The organism is Sphingobacterium detergens, assembly GCF_003610355.1.
Taxonomy (GTDB): Bacteria; Bacteroidota; Bacteroidia; order Sphingobacteriales; family Sphingobacteriaceae; genus Sphingobacterium; species Sphingobacterium detergens.
Genome location: NZ_RAPY01000003.1, coordinates 1 through 20,167, shown reverse-complemented (window position 1 = coordinate 20,167; position 20,167 = coordinate 1). Strand labels below are relative to the sequence as shown.

17 protein-coding genes are annotated in these 20,167 nt (G+C 38.8%); 11 read left to right on the top strand and 6 right to left on the bottom strand.

Annotated elements, in window-relative coordinates; genetic code table 11:
* Positions 1-8: 8 nt before the first annotated feature.
* Entirely contained in the window at positions 9-1,019 is a 1,011-nt protein-coding gene (locus DFQ12_RS15830; protein WP_120260055.1) for a DHH family phosphoesterase, read from the bottom strand.
* A gap of 117 nt (positions 1,020-1,136) precedes the next feature.
* Complete coding sequence (locus DFQ12_RS15825) at positions 1,137-3,776, bottom strand: hypothetical protein (RefSeq protein ID WP_120260054.1); 2,640 nt, start codon at positions 3,774-3,776, stop codon at positions 1,137-1,139.
* A 269-nt stretch (positions 3,777-4,045) separates the two neighbouring features.
* On the opposite strand from DFQ12_RS15825, the gene DFQ12_RS15820 reads away from it, so the two are divergent.
* From DFQ12_RS15820 to DFQ12_RS15800, 5 genes are all read left to right on the top strand, one after another.
* Positions 4,046-4,435: a DUF423 domain-containing protein gene (locus DFQ12_RS15820; RefSeq protein WP_120260053.1), complete on the top strand. Its 390-nt coding sequence runs from the start codon at positions 4,046-4,048 to the stop codon at positions 4,433-4,435.
* A gap of 151 nt (positions 4,436-4,586) precedes the next feature.
* A complete protein-coding gene (priA, locus tag DFQ12_RS15815; protein ID WP_120260052.1) occupies positions 4,587-7,070 on the top strand; it encodes a replication restart helicase PriA in 2,484 nt (827 codons plus the stop codon).
* A gap of 223 nt (positions 7,071-7,293) precedes the next feature.
* Positions 7,294-7,950, top strand: a complete 657-nt coding sequence (locus tag DFQ12_RS15810; RefSeq protein ID WP_120260051.1) for a protein-L-isoaspartate(D-aspartate) O-methyltransferase — start codon at positions 7,294-7,296, stop codon at positions 7,948-7,950.
* A gap of 193 nt (positions 7,951-8,143) precedes the next feature.
* Positions 8,144-9,967, top strand: coding sequence for a MutS-related protein (locus DFQ12_RS15805; protein WP_120260050.1), 1,824 nt, complete (start codon positions 8,144-8,146; stop codon positions 9,965-9,967).
* A gap of 68 nt (positions 9,968-10,035) precedes the next feature.
* Positions 10,036-10,437, top strand: a complete 402-nt coding sequence (locus tag DFQ12_RS15800) for an acyl-CoA thioesterase (RefSeq protein ID WP_120260049.1) — start codon at positions 10,036-10,038, stop codon at positions 10,435-10,437.
* A gap of 73 nt (positions 10,438-10,510) precedes the next feature.
* Here DFQ12_RS15800 and DFQ12_RS15795 read toward each other — a convergent pair whose 3' ends face one another.
* Complete coding sequence (locus DFQ12_RS15795) at positions 10,511-10,885, bottom strand: DUF779 domain-containing protein (protein WP_120260048.1); 375 nt, start codon at positions 10,883-10,885, stop codon at positions 10,511-10,513.
* 64 nt (positions 10,886-10,949) lie between these two features.
* Entirely contained in the window at positions 10,950-12,452 is a 1,503-nt protein-coding gene (locus tag DFQ12_RS15790; RefSeq protein WP_120260047.1) for an aldehyde dehydrogenase family protein, read from the bottom strand.
* Positions 12,453-12,653: 201 nt separating this feature from the next.
* On the opposite strand from DFQ12_RS15790, the gene DFQ12_RS15785 reads away from it, so the two are divergent.
* On the top strand, positions 12,654-13,556 hold the full coding sequence (locus tag DFQ12_RS15785; RefSeq protein WP_120260046.1) for an AraC family transcriptional regulator: 903 nt from the start codon (positions 12,654-12,656) through the stop codon (positions 13,554-13,556).
* Positions 13,557-13,561: 5 nt separating this feature from the next.
* Here the strand turns inward: DFQ12_RS15785 and smpB are convergent, their stop codons facing one another.
* Entirely contained in the window at positions 13,562-14,017 is a 456-nt protein-coding gene (smpB, locus tag DFQ12_RS15780; RefSeq protein WP_120260045.1) for an SsrA-binding protein SmpB, read from the bottom strand.
* 410 nt (positions 14,018-14,427) lie between these two features.
* Here smpB and spt point away from each other — a divergent pair, with 410 nt between their 5' ends.
* The 5 genes from spt to DFQ12_RS15755 are packed head-to-tail and all read left to right on the top strand — an operon-like array spanning position 14,428 to position 18,851.
* Positions 14,428-15,627, top strand: a complete 1,200-nt coding sequence (spt, locus tag DFQ12_RS15775; protein ID WP_108635089.1) for a serine palmitoyltransferase — start codon at positions 14,428-14,430, stop codon at positions 15,625-15,627.
* Between the two features lie 13 nt (positions 15,628-15,640).
* Positions 15,641-16,762 carry a hypothetical protein gene (locus DFQ12_RS15770; RefSeq protein ID WP_120260044.1) on the top strand — a complete coding sequence of 374 codons (1,122 nt, stop codon included), beginning with the start codon at positions 15,641-15,643 and terminating at the stop codon, positions 16,760-16,762.
* Complete coding sequence (locus tag DFQ12_RS15765; RefSeq protein WP_120260043.1) at positions 16,759-17,751, top strand: NAD-dependent epimerase/dehydratase family protein; 993 nt, start codon at positions 16,759-16,761, stop codon at positions 17,749-17,751. Before DFQ12_RS15770 ends, DFQ12_RS15765 begins: the two co-directional genes overlap by 4 nt.
* 9 nt (positions 17,752-17,760) lie before the next feature.
* Complete coding sequence (locus DFQ12_RS15760) at positions 17,761-18,453, top strand: CDP-alcohol phosphatidyltransferase family protein (RefSeq protein ID WP_120260042.1); 693 nt, start codon at positions 17,761-17,763, stop codon at positions 18,451-18,453.
* 2 nt (positions 18,454-18,455) lie between these two features.
* Positions 18,456-18,851: a GtrA family protein gene (locus tag DFQ12_RS15755; protein ID WP_120260041.1), complete on the top strand. Its 396-nt coding sequence runs from the start codon at positions 18,456-18,458 to the stop codon at positions 18,849-18,851.
* Between the two features lie 771 nt (positions 18,852-19,622).
* Here DFQ12_RS15755 and DFQ12_RS28505 read toward each other — a convergent pair.
* Positions 19,623-19,748, bottom strand: coding sequence for a hypothetical protein (locus DFQ12_RS28505; RefSeq protein WP_279634412.1), 126 nt, complete (start codon positions 19,746-19,748; stop codon positions 19,623-19,625).
* Positions 19,749-20,167 lie beyond the last annotated feature (419 nt).

The following is a 20,167-nucleotide window of genomic DNA, read 5'->3' as shown; positions in this document are numbered from 1 at the left end:
ACGATATCTTATTTTGTTAATATTTCTTTATAATTTGGTAAAATCGATTTGAATTTTGCGATCACAACAGCTAGGCTGTCTTTCGAATTTCCGCCTGAAGCATTGAGGTGACCTCCCCCATTGAAATACAATTTACAGATTTCATTACAAGGAACTTCTCCAATCGATCGCAAAGATAGTTTAATTTGTTCATTTCTGTCAATAATTAACGCAGCTAATCTAATTCCTTTAATGGAAAGTGCGTAATTGACCAAACCTTCTGTATCTCCAGTGATGACCTGAAATTGATTGAGGTCTTCTTTGGTGACATGAATGACTGCCGTATTATATTCATGAATAACTTCAAGACGGTTGAGCAGGCAAAATCCAAGGAACTTGAGACGACTTTCCGAAGAGCTATTGTATATTTCTTCGTGGATCGCCCAATTTTGTGCGCCACAATCAATCAGAGTTGCGATGATACGGTGAATTTCTGAAGTGGTAGAACGAAAACGAAAAGATCCTGTATCGGTCATAATCCCGGTATATAAACAAGTAGCCATATCAGCGCTAATGTTGTCTGCATCTTGCATCTCATTCACCAAAAAGCGATAGATCAATTGTGCAGTCGCAGCAGCAGATGGATCCCAAAATGCATAATCTTCAAACCCTTCCGGATCCAAATGATGATCAATCATGCATTTGATCCCTTTTGCTTGACGAATAGGATCACCCATCTCATGAATGCGAGCGAGCCCATTGAAGTCTAAACAGAATAATAAATCTGCAGCTTCAATCTGTTGATTATGTAGGTTGATATTTTGCGCATAAATCTGTACATTTTCCAAACCAGGTAACCAGTCTAAGAAAGCAGGAAAATCTGATGGTACGATTAGATTGACATGATGTCCTTTTGCGGTTAACCAAAAATATAATCCCAACGATGAACCCAATGCATCGCCGTCAGGTTTGTAATGCGTGGTGATTACAATGTGCTTTGGTTCAGCCAATATTTCTTTTAATTCTTCCGATTTTAGCATAGTCATATTAAGTCTGCAAACCTACTATAAAAAATTTAGATTAGACAAATTTTTTATAAACATCTTTCGCGTCTTATTGTGTTTTGTTTTGGGGTTAAAAAAATGATTTTCAGTTGCTTAGAATTTGTAGGCGTAAACCTTAAAATCCTTTTTCATACAAATCAAATAATTAGCATTGTCGCCATAGTTAATTGGCCCATAATAGAATTTCGAAAACCCTTCGATAGGGAATCCATCCTGTACTAAACCATCTGAGCCGAAAAGATAAATCATCCGATTGTCTGTGCCGACTCCCAAGACGTCGGATTTTCCAATCCGCTTAAAGAATAAAGGTCTGTTGCTCGCATCTTCGATAAATTTATATTCGAAATAGGAAGAGGAGTCTCTGCTGCTGTAAGCATTCAATTTATTGTTGGCCAAAATGATAAAGTCTCTGTCTGCACCACCACTGATATCTTCAAAATTAAAGAAAGCATCTTTGCCCCAGCTGCCTAATTTAATTTTTTTTGACTCTCCTTCAAAAGGAACTTTGAAAATACTGCCTTTATTATCGGCGACATAGACAAATGAATTTTTTTCATCTGAGGCAGCTACTAAACCAATCGGATTCCGAACGCTTTCGCCGTCTGTATCTAAGCTTTGTTTGCGAATGATCTTACCATTTTCATTGAAAAAATAAACAGAAGCTGTGCTTGTACCCGCTATAATGTAATTGGTTTGCCCCAGTGTGGTTATTTTTAGATCAAAAAGTATACGGCTGTCTACAGTATTATTTTCAAATCCCTCTATTCTTTTGCCATCTAATGAATAGGCTAAGATGCGATCTGTGGCAGGAATATAGATCCGTTGTTCTTTATTGAAGTTAGATATTGTGGCCCCATAGCTAGCCGTAGAAGGTAATTCGACAGAAAAACCATTCATATTTTTTCCGTCAGGTCTGATCCGATATAGTCTGATTTTGGTGACAATAATGATGCTAAGATCTTGCAATTGAATTGGTTCACCTAAAATCTCGCCTTGGAAAAGGTTTTGCCAAAGTTCCTTTCCGTCTGGCGAAAACGCATGTACGGTATGATCCTGCTCCTGGATCATTATAAATTTGTTTTTGCCATCTTGATCCAAAACCCAAGGTTTGTTGATGATGCGGCTTTCAAGCTGTACAGTCCATTCAGGTTTTCCTCCAAGTCGTGTATCACTTTTGTAAAGAGCGTATAAGCTGGACGAGAATGTCCCTTGATTACCACTTAATTGATAGGACCATGAGTAGAAATTTTGAAAACCAAATTGCTCTTCATCTTTAAAATTTTTGGCATAATCAGATTTTAAATTATCTAAAATATTGCTTTTGCCAGCTTTGGGCTCTAAATAGAAGGTTACATTGCTACGGCTATTTTGTAAAGCCGCGTGATTTTTGAAAATTGCTGTTCCCGATAGAAATTGCTTTTCACGGAAAGATTCACGATAATCTCTTAGGATGCCTGTTCGATTTGCGACAACCATGATACCATCAACGATGGTAAAGTATGGTCTTGTAAAACTTTTGAACGGCTCTCCGAAAGAGGCATATAATAGCTGGGAATATTTAAATTGATAGATCGAATCACCGACAGATGAACTGAATTTTTTAAAGTTATTTGCGAATAAGCTCGAATCAGATATGCTAATTAGCCCCAGTACATCTTGATTGTCTAATTCAGCCAGCGCAAATTCATCATTAAAAAGAGGGGCGATGACACTGTCAAATGATACCTTTGTATCGTCCTCAAGATTTTTAATGCTTTTGCTTACGCGATCGTACTCTTTTTGCTGAATCAATAGTTCTTTGAGTCCCGAACGGAAGCTATGTTCATCGGAAATACTGAAATCAATATAGGATGCTGTATTTTTTGGTAGGTAGTTTCCTAATGCCTGTACTTGAGCGGTTTGATTGGCAAACAATTGTAGATAGCTGTTTTTACTGCCTGTTAGATCAGTTACACCCTTAAAGATAAACGCATCCTGTTTGAAATTCATATTCCAGGAAGTTTGTCCCTTGAGAGAATCAATTAAATTAAGGTAATTGCCAAATTTGGATTTCATCAATATGCGGGCGACCTGCGCTAACTGTTCATTGAAAAAATATAAACTGAGTGGTGTATTCTTATTGTTGTGATTGACAAAGAATTCAATTTGCTTTGTGTTTATTTTTTTTACATTCTTATCGAAAATTTGCGCAAGCACCTGTTTTGAATAACTGGCAAAGATAATTTCATGGGAATAAGCGCAATAGAGCGTACTGTCTTTTATTCCTTTATTGAGTCCAAAGAACCGTTGGCCCAGCGTATCAAAGGGTTGAACTTTATAATTTTTTCCGATTTGCCCGATAAGGGTTGCCAGCGTGTTATTGTCAAGGCTCTGCCCAACTTGTACACTATAAAGAGGTGTTATCTGATCTTTTTCTTGATGAAAAGATAGTAATATCTGTTGCCCAGCAACGAAAGGTGTCAATTGTTCACTTTGCAATAACTCTGTTTTTAATCGCTCGAGATTACTAAAATTTCCCTGTCCTATAATGGCTTTAAATAATTCGTAATCCTTAAATATCGTGTCTACGGTCTCGTTATTGGCAAAGGATGTTATGGCCAGCGTATTTTCAGGGAGGTATTGTAAGGCCTTGGAATCCTGTTTATTATTTTTATTGAAATCTCCGAAAAGATAAATCGTTGCTGCAATGACAGCTATGAACAATAGAATAGTGATGATTATTGTTTTTTTCATCAGAATATATATTTATGAGCGCTCATCTTCAATGGTATAGATGGACACGTTTCAGTCAATTTGTTTTTTATAGTAATGAAGCGATCAACTTGAATAAACTTATGATAGTTTCATCTGTAAAACAAACCTAACAAAAATATGCGGGAAGCGCTAGAAAATCATCTCAATAATGGGGCTTTGTAATATAAATTTAACAAAATATTCCTTATTTTGTTCGGTTTTTAATACATTTATCGGAGAAACACGTTTTCAGCATTCACTTTATAATAATGAATAAGAGAATCATTTTAGCCGCTTCGTTATTGGGAGCATTAGCTGTAATATTAGGTGCCTTTGGTGCCCACGGTCTAGAAGGAAAGGTAAGTGCATATCATATCGAAACTTGGAAAACTGCAAATCAGTATCATTTCTATCATACCTTTGCATTGTTATTTTTATCGACTTTTTCGCGGGCGAAAACCTATTCAATCAAGGTGTCCTTTATTGCTTTTATTGTTGGTATTTTGTTTTTTTCAGGATCCTTATATATACTTAGTATCAGAGAAATAACTGGTTTCGGAAATCCGGCTATCTTAGGTCCCATAACACCTTTAGGTGGCTTGTCATTGATTATCGGTTGGATAGCCTTATTTGTAGCGGCATTAAAAAATAAATCATAATCCTACTGTTTAAATAGAATAGAGCTTGCTAGCTTTTTAGATAAAGAGCCTTCCAACGATTAAAAATCCAGGAGGGCTTTTATTTTGAGGGAGGTCACTCACGTATTCTTTCTGTCACTTTTTTTGTATTTTTATCCCATAATAAAAAAATATGTCCAATCCGCAATCTTCGATTTTTAGTGAAAGAGATACCTTGTTTATTGATGTGGTTCTACCGTTAGCTCTAGCACGAACATATACTTATCGTATTCCGGCTGACTGGAATGATCGGGTACAGATTGGGGTACGGGTCATTGTGCAATTTGGACGAAACAAGATTTATTCGGCTGTCGTGAAATCGATCAGCAAAGAAGCTCCACTGAAATACGAAGCAAAGTATATTTTAGATATCATTGATGACAAACCTATCGTCAACCTTGCCCAATTTAAATTGTGGGATTGGTTGGCAGATTACTATATGTGCAGTTTGGGTGAAGTCATGCAGGCTGCACTTCCAGCGGCATTAAAACTGGCAAGTGAAACCAAAGTGATCTCTTCTATAACAGAAGAATTTGATCGTTCGACACTTTCGGATAAAGAATACCTCATTATTGAGGCCCTGGAGGTAGCAGGAGAACTTAAAGTCAATGATATCGTGAAGTTATTGGGACAGAAAACCGTATTTCCGATATTGAAGCAATTGTTTGACAAGGGGATCGTACTTATCTCCGAGGAAATAACAGAAAGATATAAACCCAAAACAAAAGTATTCTTACGTTTTGCCCCTGACTTTAGAAATGAGGATGCCAAACGAGAATTATTGGATAGTCTCAATCGTGCACCCAAACAGCAAGATGCAGTTTTGGCATTTATGCAGCTTGTCAAAAAGACTGAAGAGATTACACGTCCGATGCTGGCGGAAGCTTCAGGTTGCGGTAATGGAGCCATCACGGCGTTGATCGACAAAGGTGTATTCGAAGTGAAGGAGAAGGTCGTGTCGAGATTTCAGGGAGAAGATATAGAACTAGATGCTAATTTTCAGTTCAATGAAAATCAACAGCGTGCCTATGATGAGATCCAACAATCTTTTGAGGAAAAAGAGGTAACACTATTGCATGGGGTAACAGCTTCAGGGAAAACTCAGCTCTATATACGACTTATCGAACAGGCAATAGCTGAAGGAAAATCAGCTTTGTATCTTCTACCTGAGATCGCATTGACAGCACAGATTACTGCGCGATTAAAACTGCACTTTGGTGATAAGCTTGGTGTTTATCATTCGAAATTCAATGATAATGAACGTGCTGAGGTATGGCAGAAGGTGATGAAAAATGAGTTTCAAGTTGTTATCGGAGCCCGTTCTTCTGTATTCCTTCCGTTTCAGGATCTGGGAATTATTATTGTTGATGAGGAACATGAAAGCTCATACAAACAATTTGATCCAGCACCACGCTACCATGCGCGTGATACAGCCATTTATCTCGGCTTTTTACATCAGACGAAGGTGCTTTTGGGATCCGCAACACCATCGTTGGAAAGTTACTACAATGCTAAAGCAAAGAAGTATGGCTTTGTGCAGTTATTGGAGCGTTATGGCAATGCGCAGTTGCCGAGTGTAGAGCTCGTCAATATTCCCGAAGAAGGGCGAAAGGAAAATATGTTCTCCTATTTCTCCGGAACATTGTTAAAAGCTATTGAAGAAGCTGTTAAGAATAAGGAACAGGTTATTCTGTTTCAGAATAGACGCGGACACACCACCATGATCCAGTGTAATACCTGCGGTTTTGTTGCCAAATGTGTGAATTGTGATGTCAGTTTGACCTACCATAAAAGTTCCAATATGATGCATTGTCATTACTGTGGGCATGTTGAGCCACCACTTCGGGTCTGCCCAGCTTGTGGAATGCCACATATTGAAAGTAAGGGCTTTGGGACAGAGCGGGTGGAAGAAGAACTTGAATTGCTGATGCCCGAGATCCGGATAGGCCGATTGGATCTGGATTCAACAAAAGGAAAGTATGGCTTTGATAAGATTATTACGGCTTTCGATGAGCATGAATTTGATGTGCTGATTGGGACACAGATGGTGGCCAAAGGGTTGGATTTTGGGCGTGTTAGTTTAATCGGTGTTGTGAATGCAGATACCATTATTAATTTTCCTGATTTTCGTGCCTATGAGCGTTCCTTTTCGCTATTTTCCCAAGTTGCAGGCCGAGCCGGTCGTCGGGAAGCAGGTGGACGGGTGATTATTCAAAGTTATACGACAAATCATAGGGTCTTGGAGCAAGTCGTTAACAATGATTATGAAGGGATGTTTATGACGGAAATTACTGAACGTAAGAATTACCTTTACCCACCTTTTTATCGACTTATTCGCATTGATATAAAACATACGGATTTTCAAAAATGCTATGATGCTGCGAATCGTTTTGCCGCTGCTTTACGACCACAGCTTGGAGCTAGGGTATTGGGGCCTGAACCACCACTGGTCTCCCGTGTGCGAAATAATTTTATTCAGACAATTACGTTGAAGATTGAACGCACAAATATTAGTATTGCTAAGGTAAAGGAGTTGATTCGTTCGGTTTTATTGGATTTTGAGATTGATAAGACCAATAGTGGCGTTCGTGTTCAGGTCGATGTCGACCCTTATTAACGACATGTTTTTATGTCCTCGTAGCGTTGGATCATGTGCTAAGTGATTTGAATTTTTCGTAATGAAATTTATGTAACTTTTTGATAATGTTTTAGATATAATGTTTTTATTTGGTTGTGATTTGTTGTGTGGTCTACGTTCAGTATTGTATATTGCTTTGATATTAAGTGATTTGTGAATAGTTCGGCTAAATATGCCTTTTTAAAGGTAAATTTGAAACATCATGGCGTATAAGTTTATTGATAATTATCGGGAAAGAGGTGCACGCAAGAAATTGGTTGAGCATCTAAAAGGAAGAGGTATTGAAGACCAAAAAGTATTGGAAGCCATTGGGAAGGTACCACGTCATTTCTTTTTTGATGAAACCTTTTGGAATCAGGCTTATCGCGATATTGCTTTTCCAATCGGTGACGGACAAACAATCTCCCAACCATACACTGTCGCTTATCAATCCGAATTGCTCCACGTGAAAAAAGGGGATAAGGTACTGGAAATTGGAACAGGATCAGGGTATCAAACTTGTATTTTGCTTGAACTTGGTGCCGATGTATATACGATAGAACGCCAAGAGAACCTTTATCAACGAACAATTCAGGTATTACCCTACATGGGGTATAAGGCAAATTTCTTTTTGGGTGATGGCTCCAAAGGTATTGAAAAACATGCCCCCTACGATAAGATTATTGTAACTGCCGGGGCGCCATTCGTGCCTGAAATCATGTTGAAGCAGCTAAAAATAGGTGGAATTTTTGTGATTCCGGTCGGGGATGAGAAGTCTCAGAAAATGATGACAATAATTCGCGTAGGTGAAAATGATTTTGATCGTATTGAATTGGACACTTTTCGTTTTGTGCCCTTGGTGGGTGATCAGGCCTGGTAATTCACATTGTCTCTAAAAAATTAAGGGTGCTTCGAGTCATTATTCGCTGTTTTTGCAAGATAGGTAAATGAAAATATATTGTTTTCTATTTACTCTTGTGAATCCGCTCAATTTAAAAGTTGTAGTTTGTTACAAATATGATTTTGGATAGGATGGATTTCGTCCAACTGATGGAATAAAAAATTATTTAAAAATGAATCCAATCACGACATTATACGATCAAAAGCATCAAGAAATTGCCACCACGGTCTTAAAATTAAATAAGCAGGTGAATACCCTGAGTTTAACCCGACTCTTTGTAATTCTTGGTGGGGGAGCCTTGCTATTTTATACTTTTCAGCTGGAAAGTCTTCCATTGGTTTTCTTTTGTTTCTTTGCCTTATTGTTCCTATTTGCGTATTTGGTACGCCGACAAAGCCAGTTGGAACTTCAGAAAAACTATTTTGAAGCCTATCTGAAGGTGCTATCCAATGAGCAAAATATCCTTGATGGAAAAGCAAACATGTATGCTCATGGAGAAAACTTCGAGGATGGTAATCATCCTTATAGTTCAGATATGGACGTATTCGGCGCATATTCGTTATTTGCCCAATTGAATCGGTCAACAACAAAACAGGGGATTGATTTGCTGGCATCTTGGCTAAATGCACCTCTGGATAAAGAGCAAATCCAACGGAATCAGGAAGCGTCAAAGGAGTTGGAGAGTGAATCGGAATGGATATGGGATTTTCAGGCTAAACTACTAGCAAATCTTAATCATAAACTCGATATTAAGACTTTTTTGTCCAATTATTTTCAAGACGGAAATTTTAGTTTTGGAAATGCTTTCATGCGTATGTATGTCAAAGTGGGCCCAGTTTTATTTGTGCTAGCGCTTGTTGGAAGCTTTTTTATTTCCAAATTTGCAGCGGTTGCAACGATATTAGGTTTGTTTCATATTCTTTGGGCTTTCGCCAAAGCAGGTAGTGTTGGTTTATTTTCATCAAGGATAGACAAGATTGGTGGAATACTGGCTTCCTATGCCGATGCAATACAAGCTATAGAAAACCACGCATGGAAATCCGCCTCCTTACAAGAAATGGCTAATGAATTAAAGGAGGGGGGACATGCTGAACCTATTTCAAAAGCATTTAAAAAATTAGCAGTTCTTATCAATAATCTGGATGCACGAAATAATGTGTTTGTTGGGATATTTCTGAATCTTTTTTTGCTGTGGGATTTTAGACAGGTACTGGCGATTATCGATTGGAAAAATAAGTATGAACAAGAAATCCTGAATTCGTTTGATACCTTGGCAAAAGTTGAAGCTGTGAATAGCCTCGCAATTTGGAAAAGAAATCATCCGACTTATGTTTATCCGGTCATCTTAGTCAATCCAGAGGAGGATAAAATTGAAGCACAAGGTATTTATCATCCGCTTATTCCGAATGAATTAGTGGTAGCCAACGATTATACCAGTAACGATCATCGGGTCGCATTGGTAACAGGATCCAATATGGCTGGAAAAAGTACATTCTTACGTACTATTGGTGTCAATGCAATTTTAGCTTATGCTGGAGCGAGTGTTGCCGCCTCATCATTTCAACTACCGATCTATAAACTTATATCCTATATGCGTATCAGAGACAATCTGAACGAAAGTACTTCCACTTTCAAGGCAGAACTCAATCGGATGAAATTTATACTGGATACTGTAGCTTCACATACGGATAGTTTTTTTCTGATTGATGAAATGTTACGGGGTACAAACTCAGTTGATAAATATTTAGGCTCACGAGCGATTATTAAGCAGTTGGTTCGCTTGGATGGTAAAGGTATGGTGGCAACACACGATCTGCAGCTGTCAAGTTTGGAACAGGAGTTTCCAAAAGATATCAAAAATTATCATTTCGATATCCAGGTTGATGAAGGGCAGATGCTGTTTGACTATAAACTGAAGATAGGGGAGTGTAAGATCTTCAATGCTTCTTTGTTGTTAAGGGGTATAGGAGTCGATATCGAGGAAAATATTGGATAAAAATGACTCAACTGTTTTTGGATAGCCTTACATTTGTGCTCTCTTGAATCCATTAAAAATAACAATAAATGACTTTACAAGAACGTATTGATTTATCAGAAACGCATGTATGTACAACAGTATTCCCGTTTTTGACAAATCATCACGATACCTTATTCGGCGGTAAGGCGATGTCTATTATGGACGAAGTGTCTTTTATGGCCGCAACAAGATTCTGTCGCAAAACGTTGGTGACAGTATCAACAGATCGTATTGATTTTAATAAAGCAATTCCTTCCGGGAGTATTATAGAGGCAGTTGCGCGTGTCCAAAATGTCGGGCGTACGAGTCTAAAAGTGAAAGTAGAAATATTCCTGGAGCATATGTATAAAGAAGGACGGGAACTTGCGATCGAAGGAGTCTTTACTTTTGTCGCTTTGGATGAAAAGAAACAACCAATTCCTGTTTTAGAAGGTTTGGATATAGAATAATCAGCCTAATTCGACTGAGGAGAGCTGGCAAAAACTTAGAAAAACGGGTGGATTATTCCACCCATTTTTGTGTTTATTCACTACGTTTGATCGGGCTAAGTTCTTTTAATTCTTTGTCTGTAAAGAGCCGGTAATGTACCTTAAAGGTTTTTCCAAGTGGTGTTTCCAACGAAAAACCACCCGGGCCAAAGCCCTCCAGTACATCAAGTGTGAAATGGGCATGCTTCCAATACTCAAACAGATCCCGGTCGACCCAAAACTCGTATCCTTCAACCAATCCGATCATGGCGTCATTCATGCGGGGAAAATACCCGCCTTTTTCAAAACATTGGGGCTGAGTCCCTTCACAGCAGCCTCCAGCCTGGTAAAACATCAATGCACCATGTTGTGCTTCAAGGGTATGAATGAGATCTCTGGCTTTGTCTGTACTATCTATTCTGTTGACCATTGCTGAAAAGATTGATAAATGAAGAATAATGCATTTCTTCATTACGCTTTTAATTCACTGCGCGTTAAAAGAACCCTAGTTTTTCCTTGCTGTATGATATTAACATATTTTTTGCCTGACGATAATGGGCAAGCATCATCTTGTGATTTTCTCTACCAATTCCAGATTGTTTGTATCCTCCGAATGGAGCGCCAGCTGGATAAGAGTGATATTGATTAACCCAAACACGGCCTGCATGGATGGCGCGTGGAACTTGATAAAGTTGATGCGCATCTCTGGTCCATACACCGGCGCCGAGACCATACATAGTGTCATTGGCAATAGTGATCGCTTCTTGTTCGTCTTTGAAAGTTGTTACAGCCAAGACCGGCCCGAAAATCTCTTCTTGAAAGATCCGCATCTTATTATTTCCTTTGAATAGCGTTGGTTTGATGTAGTAACCTTCTTCAAAACCTGCGCCGACATTATTTTCGTCTCCGCCAGTCAGCACTTCGGCTCCTTCTTGTTTGCCTAGTGTGATATAAGACATAATTTTGTCTTTTTGAATTTTGGAAGCTTGGGCCCCCATCATTGTTGTCGGATCCAACGGGTCCCCAACTTTGATCTGATTGACCCGATCAATGACTCTGGCAATAAACTTATCATAGATATCTTCCTGCACTAATAACCGCGAAGGACAAGTGCATATTTCTCCTTGATTGAGGGCAAATAAAACGGCACCTTCGATTGCTTTGTCCAAGAATGCATCGTCAGCATCCATGACAGAACTGAAGAATATGTTGGGGGATTTTCCTCCCAATTCCAGTGTTACCGGTATAATATTTTCTGTAGCATATTGCATGACTAATCGCCCTGTTGCGGTTGATCCTGTAAAGGCTGCCTTCGCAACTTTAGGATTGGTTACCAAGGCCCGGCCTAGTTCTGAGCCAAACCCATTCACAATATTTATCACACCTGCCGGTATCAGATCGCCAATAATTTCCATCAAGACGAGAATTGACGCGGGTGTGCTTTCTGCTGGTTTTAAAACAACGGTATTTCCGGCAGCAAGCGCTGGAGCAAGTTTCCAGACCGCCATTAAAATTGGGAAATTCCACGGAATGATCTGTGCAATAACGCCGATCGGTTCGTGTACAATCAACGAAACGGTATTGCTGTCTAATTCAGTTATTGATCCTTCTTCGGCGCGGATTACTCCGGCAAAGTATCTAAAATGATCTATAGCCAGCGGGATATCTGCATTTAGCGTTTCGCGTACTGCTTTTCCGTTATCTATGGTTTCTACTGCAGCAATATATTCCAGATTAGCCTCGATGCGGTCTGCAATTTTATTGAGGATAATGCTGCGTTCGGTTGCGGATGTTTTCCCCCAGGTCTCAAAGGCTTTGGACGCGGTATCAACTGCCAGATCGAGATCTTCTTTCGTTGAATGTGCTACCTGGGTATATACTTTACCATCTACGGGCGAGATATTGTCAAAATATTTTCCTTGGATCGGGGCTACAAATTTACCGCCGATGTAATTGTCGTATCGTTCTTTGAACGATGGTCTTTTAATTGCGCTCATATGATTTATTATTACTTATTTTTAATCCCTTCTTATCAAAGTTAGCCAGCAATTATTCAATACCGTAGCATTATTGAGGCAAAGGGTAGCATCATTGTTGCAGTATAGTGTAGGGATATTATTCTGGGATAGCCCAAAACAAATGCTTGGATTTTTTTTGTTATATTTGATTGATTTCCAATTATATTTAGTTGATGCGATATGAGAGATAGGACACTTATTCATACGTTACCATTTTCTCAGGGAAGGGAACTCAGTACGCTGGTGGAAAACCGACGCGCGTTTACATTGGATAGCCTAGAACTGAATATATATGAGACATACCGTGTGTCGGAATATGTACCCCTGCGGTTTGATGACCTGGTGATGATCAATATGATCCAGGGGAAGAAAATAATGCACTTGGATCATATGAAAGCTTTTGATTATCTGCCCGGACAGATGATCGTATTACCGGCCATGGTCGGTATGCATATTGACTTTCCGGAAGCTACACTGGAGCAACCTACGCAATGTTCGGCCCTCACCATCCGGAAGGAGAAAATAGAAGCTGTATTGGATTATTTAAATGAATTTTATCCAAAGGAACAGTTGGACCGTTGGCATATTGATCCTGAGCTTTTTCATCTTTACAATTCCAACGAACTGGCCGAACTTGTTAATAAATTGTTTCAGATTATTATAAGCGAGAATCCGCTTAAAGATGTTTTGGCAGATCTGACATTTAAGGAGCTCACAATTCGATTACTGCAGTCGCAGTCTCTTATGGCATTGAAGGTGGGGAAATCGCCCAACAAAGTACTTGTTCATTTACAGGAGTTTATCCGTAGGAATATTACCGAGAAAATATCCATAGACTTATTGGAGAAGGCCGCTCATATGAGCAAGGCAAGTTTGACTCGAATGTTCAATCGAGAACTCGGGCTGAGCCCAATGGAATATGTGATTCAGCAACGTATTGGTAAAGCAAAGCAGCTTTTGCTCTTGACCCGAAATGTAAAGGAATCCTGTTTTGGGGCAGGCTTCAACGATGTTAATTATTTCGTTCGGCTGTTTAAAAATAGGGTGGGCATCACGCCAGGAGCATTCGTCCTGGCGCAATGATGGAGTTAGAATTTCATGACGCGATCAAGCTCACGTTTGACATCTCTTTCCTTTATATTTTCCCGTTTATCAAAATCTTTTTTACCTTGTGCTAAAGCAATTTCAACTTTTGCAAATCCGCGTGAACTGATAAATATGCGCAATGGAACAATTGTAAAACCACGTTCCTCGCCTTTTTCTTTTAATTTTTTCAATTCTCTTTTTGTCAACAAAAGCTGACGGTCGCGTTTTGCTTCGTGGTTATAAAATGAGCCCATGGAATATTCGGCAATATGCATATTACGAATGTAAAGGCCGTCATTAAAGAAACTGCAGAAACTATCGTTGATATTTGCTTTTCCCTCACGTATTGATTTTATTTCTGTGCCTAGTAGTCGAATTCCAGCGATGTATTTGTCCAGTAAATGATACTCAAAAGAAGCTTTTTTATTTTTTATATTGATATCTGAAGATAAAGCCATATATTGTTGTATATTAGTAAGTCTATACCATTGCTAGTGCAATGAACCTAAATGTAACTAATTATAGGATAATTTATAGTTCGCAAATATAATTATTAAAATTGTCTTATTTTATAGTAGAATTGTGTGGGGAGATGTTAGCGGAGTATTAAAATAAAATTAACTGTTTTGGGCGATGTGTTAAAAATATGACTAAATTTAAGTGAAAGTCAGATTATGTTTTCGTATGTTTGCAACGTTTTTTGGAATTATTGTGAATATATACAACGTAGAATTTTAACTTACATTGTGGGTAGAGCAGATTTTTATTCGAAGACAGAGTTTTTTATATAAAAGTCCAATTCGAGAATTTTGTTTGTTACAATAACATCTAAAAGTTAGAAATAGTTTTAGAAATACCTTTTTATCGCATGAGTAAAGGAAAGTTAGGCGAAAAAATATCGCAATTTAAGATTGTAGAGGAGTTAAAAGCTAAAGGCTTATATGCCTATTTTAGACCTATTCAATCAAAGCAAGATACCGAGGTAAAAATCGATGGTAGACGTGTATTGATGTTCGGTTCTAACTCTTATTTAGGGTTAACGACTGATATACGTATTATAAAAGCAGCGCAAGATGCTTTGGAAAAATATGGTACTGGATGTGCTGGATCGCGTTTCTTAAACGGTACGTTGGATATTCACGTAGAACTGGAAGAAAAACTATCTGCTTATGTGGGTAAAGAGGCCGCGATTCTATTTAGTACAGGTTTCCAATCGAATCTTGGACCATTGTCTTGTCTGATGGGACGTAATGATTATATTTTGCTTGATGAACGTGATCATGCATCAATTATTGATGGTAGCCGTTTGTCATTTGCGAAAGTGATCAAATACGGTCACAATAATATGGACGATTTACGTGCTAAATTATCTAGATTACCTGAAGAAAGCGCAAAATTAATTTGTACTGACGGTATCTTTAGTATGGAAGGTGATATTGTTAACTTACCGGAACTTACTACAATAGCTAATGAGTTTGATGCTGCTGTTATGGTAGATGATGCACATAGCTTAGGTGTTATTGGGCACAAAGGGGCTGGTACAGCCTCACATTTTGGGCTTAATGACGATGTAGATTTGATCATGGGTACTTTTAGTAAATCATTAGCTTCTTTAGGTGGATTCGTAGCGGGTGATGCTGATGTGATTGATTTCTTGAAACACAACGCACGTTCGGTAATGTTTAGTGCGTCAATGACGCCAGCATCTGTTGCTTCTACACTGAAGGCGTTAGAGATTATTCAAAATGAACCTGAACACATCGAAAAATTGTGGAAAAATACAGATTATGCCAAAGCACAATTATTAGATCATGGCTTTGATCTAGGTGCTACGGAAAGTCCTATTTTGCCAATATTTATTCGTAGCAATGAAAAAACGTTCTGGGTGACTAAAATGCTCCAAGATGATGGTGTATTTGTTAATCCAGTTGTTTCTCCAGCAGTTCCTGCGGAGGAGTCTTTGATTCGTTTTTCATTGATGGCGACACATACTTATGACCAAATTGATGAAGCAATTGAGAAGATGGTTAAAGTATTCAAACAAGCTGAAGTTGAAACATTAATATAAAATCTAATCGTATATGATTCAGATTGTACCCGTTGAAACAAAGAAACAAAGACGGTTGTTTATAGATTTCCCTCATAGTCTCTATGAGGGAAATCCTAATTATGTACCTGCCTTATTTCTCGAACAAGAAGACCTGCTTTCTCCTGATAAGCATCCTTTCTATAAACATTCCCAAGCACAACCCTTTCTAGCTTATCGTGACGATAAGATCGTTGGTCGAATCTGTGCGATTTGGAATAATAATCACAATGCCTTTAATCATGTCAATGAAGGGCAATGGGGATTTTTTGATTGTATAGATGACCAGGAGGCTGCCAATGCATTGTTTGAAACTGCAGAGAAATGGGTGAAATCCAAGGGCGGAGATACCATTGTAGGACCCATCAATTTGTCGACCAATGACACATTGGGGCTTTTGGTCGATGGCTTTGATAAGCCCCCTGTGGCGATGATGCCTTATAATTCGCCATATTACCTAGACCTGGTTACCAATGCCGGGTATGGACATAAGGTGGATCTAAGAGCCTATCTGGTCATGGAAAAGTCTGCGGATAAACGTTCTGTATTGCTTTTAGATAGGCTGGAAGAACGCTTAAAAAGGTCAGGGATTACGCTTCGCCAATTTAATGTAAAGGATTTTAAAAATGAAGCTGCAAAGGTTCGTGATATCTATAATAGAGCTTGGGACAAAAATTCAGGATTCGTACCGATGACGGAAGATGAATTTAACTATACAGCTAAAGATCTGAAAATGATCCTTGATCCACGTTTTGCCATTGTCGCTGAAAAAGATGGCGAACTCGTTGGTTTTGGTCTTGGTATTCCGGATATTAATCAAATCCTTATCAAGGTAAAGAAAGGCCGTTTGCTTCCTACAGGTATTTTCAAACTGCTATTCGGGAAGAAAAAGATCAATTTGCTTCGGGTGTTGATGTTGGGCGTATTAGAAGATTATCGCAAACTTGGTATTGAAGCCTGTTTGTATGGTCGAATTATTAAAGAATCAAAAGATTCTAATATAAAAGGGGCCGAATGTTCATGGATGTTGGAGCATAATTATATGATGAACCATGCTATTGAACAAATGAACGGAGAATTGTACAAACGTTATCGTTTGTATCAAAAATCATTATGATAGAAAAAATATTAATCACTGGAGCGAGTGGTTTTGTGGGCTATCATTTGACAAGGGCGGCAAAGGAAGCAGGGATGGAAGTTCATGCTGCCGTAAGAAAGTCGAGTGATGTTTCAGAAATTCGTTCTGTTGTGGATAAGTTTGTTTATCCTGATTTCGCTGATGAAGCTTCCATCAAAGCTTTGCTAGAATCGGAAAACTATACCTATGTTGTACATGCTGCAGCAATGACGCGTGCCAAACGCGAAGAAGATTTAGAAAAGGTCAATGTTGGTTATACCAAAAACCTGGCGTCGGCTTGTTTTTCATTGGAAAACCCAATCCGCAGATTTGTATTTGTAAGTAGTCTTGCAGCGATAGGACCTGTTCCTTATGCATCCAATTTAATTGATGAACGCAATCCCTACTGTCCAGTTACAGCTTATGGTCGAAGCAAAAGGAAGGCGGAACTCGCATTGAGTGAGTTTGAGGATCAACCGGTGACAATTTTACGGCCTACAGCAGTATATGGTCCCAGAGAGAAAGATATTTTTATTCTTTTCAAGACAATGAACGGTGGAATGGATGCTTATGTTGGGAGATCTCCTCAAAAACTAAGCTTTATTTATGTGACGGATCTAGTTCAAGCGATTTTAAACGCCTGTCGTTTCGATCAAGGAGGGAAAAGAGTATACAATCTGAGTGATGGTCAGGTCTATGACAGATATGAAATGGCAAAATTTTTCAAAGAGTTCACGCAAAAGAAAATGATCCGAATGCATATTCCCTTAGGGGTCGTAAAAGCGGTAGCAGTAATCTTTGAACGTGTATATAAAAATTCAAAAACAATACCTGTACTATATCCAGAGCGATTGAACGAACTTACAGCAGAAAATTGGGGCTGTGATATTTCATTGGCTCAAAGTCAAATACAATACCAACCTAAATATAATTTGAAAGCGGGCTTAATGGAGGCACTAGCTTGGTATAAAGAAAATAAATGGTTATAATCACAGATAATGAGTGAGTTTAAAATAAATAAAAAGCTTTTTCAAGATCGGAAAAGAACAAATATCCTGAGTGAACCCGAACAAAAGTTGATTACATACCTTGTACCTAGGGTTCCTAATTGGATTACTTCGGATGGCCTTACAGCGATCGGTTTTTTTGGCTCGTTAATGGTTTTAGGGAGCTTTATACTTGCAGAATACGTGGATATTCGCTATTTACTTTTGGGTATACCCGGTTTTTTCGTTCAATGGTTTGGTGATTCATTAGATGGGCGTATAGCTTTTTATCGGAATAAATCGCGCCGTTGGTATGGATTTGCGTTGGATATCGTAATGGATTGGATTAGTACAGTCTTTATCGGATTAGGGTATGTGCTTTATACGACTGGTGACTATAAGTATCTGGGCTTTACTTTGGTCTCGTTATATGGATGGGCAATGATTATATCACAACTTAGGTATAGGATTACAGATAAATATACGATAGATGCCGGGATACTCGGTCCAACAGAAATACGTGTCATTATAGCTTTAGTGATGTTATTAGAGGTTTTCGTGCCTGGTTCTATTAATTGGTGTGTATTCGTCATTTGCATTTTACTTTTTATTATTAATGCAAATGATACGCGTCTTTTGTTGAAATTGGGCGATGCAAAGGATAAGGAAGACAAATTAAAAAAGCAGCAAGAGGAGGTGGGATAAATATGTCTTCAAAGGTGATTACTTTTTTAAAAGCACAACTTTCCGCCTTTTTAGGCGGATTGTTTGATTTTGGGGTATATTCTGCCTGTTATAAATTGCTGCATATTAGCGCTCCTTTTTCTAATGCAATCAGTGGCAGTCTAGGTGCTGTCGTAAATTTCTTGATCAATCGGTATTGGTCTTTTGGTAGCACGCAAAATTCTGTAGGTAGTCAGTTATGGAAATTTGTGATTGTTGTCTGTGGTAGTATTCTGCTTAAATCTACTGGCATTCACTTCCTGGTGGATGTATATCATTTCAATTTTTTGTTTTCGAAGTTACTTGTCGAGTTGCTTGTTTCTCTAGGCTTTAATTATACGCTCCAGCGTTTTTGGGTCTTTAAAGCTGGCAAAAAATAAATCTTTCCTGCCTATTCTCCCTGTTGTAAAGAACACTATCTTATTGTTGATTGTCATGCTTTTCTTTTCTGAAAAAAAGGATTCCTGCTTAATTTTGACTTTGTTGCTTTATGTTTTGGTGTTTTTTTGGCATTAACTTCGGTCTTTGTAATGCTATTTATATTCTTTTCTTATTGTCTTTCAGTTCTAGCGTTATTCCTGACCATGCCACAAGCTTATTATAAGTCGGTTTGAAATGGAACCGTAATTCAGTCTTCCCAATACGCTGCTTCAGATCTTCGTTAGGACTGCATCATATCTTGTTTGTATCTAAGAAAGTTATAGATAAGTCTTAACTACGATATTACATGGGATTAACAGGGGTTTACCCCTGTTATACCCCTGTTAACCCCCTGTAAACTCCCAGTTATCTCCCTATTATTTTCTAAGCAATTCGAAAGCAATCTACCGGTTGTCTCGCTGTTGCAGTATGGACTTCCTCCGGTTGCCATGAGATCCGCTGTTAAGTTCTATTGTTGCTGTTTCTTCCTGATTGTGCCCTGAACAGGTCATTTTATAACGATCTGCCCCTGTTCCATTATAGCTACAGGGTGCTGCTATAATGGAGCTGGGACCTTTGCTGCTATTCCTACTGCGGAGCGGCAGCAGGGAACCTGCCTAGCGACGATCATTATAATTACACCACCCCGTTTCCGGAGCCATTCTGTGCATCACTTGCCTTTTGTTAACCCGAGCTTAGCCGGAGCCCCTTTTCCCATGAGGTCTCTGTTTCTATCCGCGTTGCATTCTCCGACCTTTCCACTGTGTATCTGCTGCGGTTCCACCATCCCCTTGCTGCCCCCTTTCCACTGCGTTTCCACAGTCTCGGCGCTGTTTCCCTGCGTCCGATCTGGCCATAACCGTCGTTTTTTGTCCCCCGGAGCCCCTGGGGATGCTGTTTTACAAAAAGAATCGGCCAAGTTCACAGCGAGTTAGCGGCAAAATGAAATAAATAAGAACAAAAGGCTTGGAAGTTTGTTAGTAAACTCCCTATCTTTGCACCACTCCGCAAGGGAGGAACGGTTACTTCGAAAGAAGAGGCCATGAAAAAAAGAAGGGTTTAACGGAAGTTGAGCGCTGAAATCGGGAAAAAGAAAAAGAAAAAAAACTTCAAAAGTTTTTTGGAATTTCAAAAAAGATTTCTACCTTTGCAGTCCCAACGGAAACGGAGGGAAACAAAAGAAAGATAAAGAGGAGCGCAATGCTCATCGGAATATAGCGGATACGGAAGTTGAAGCGAGATAAGTTCTTTAAGAAAACACAATCATGTAAGCGTG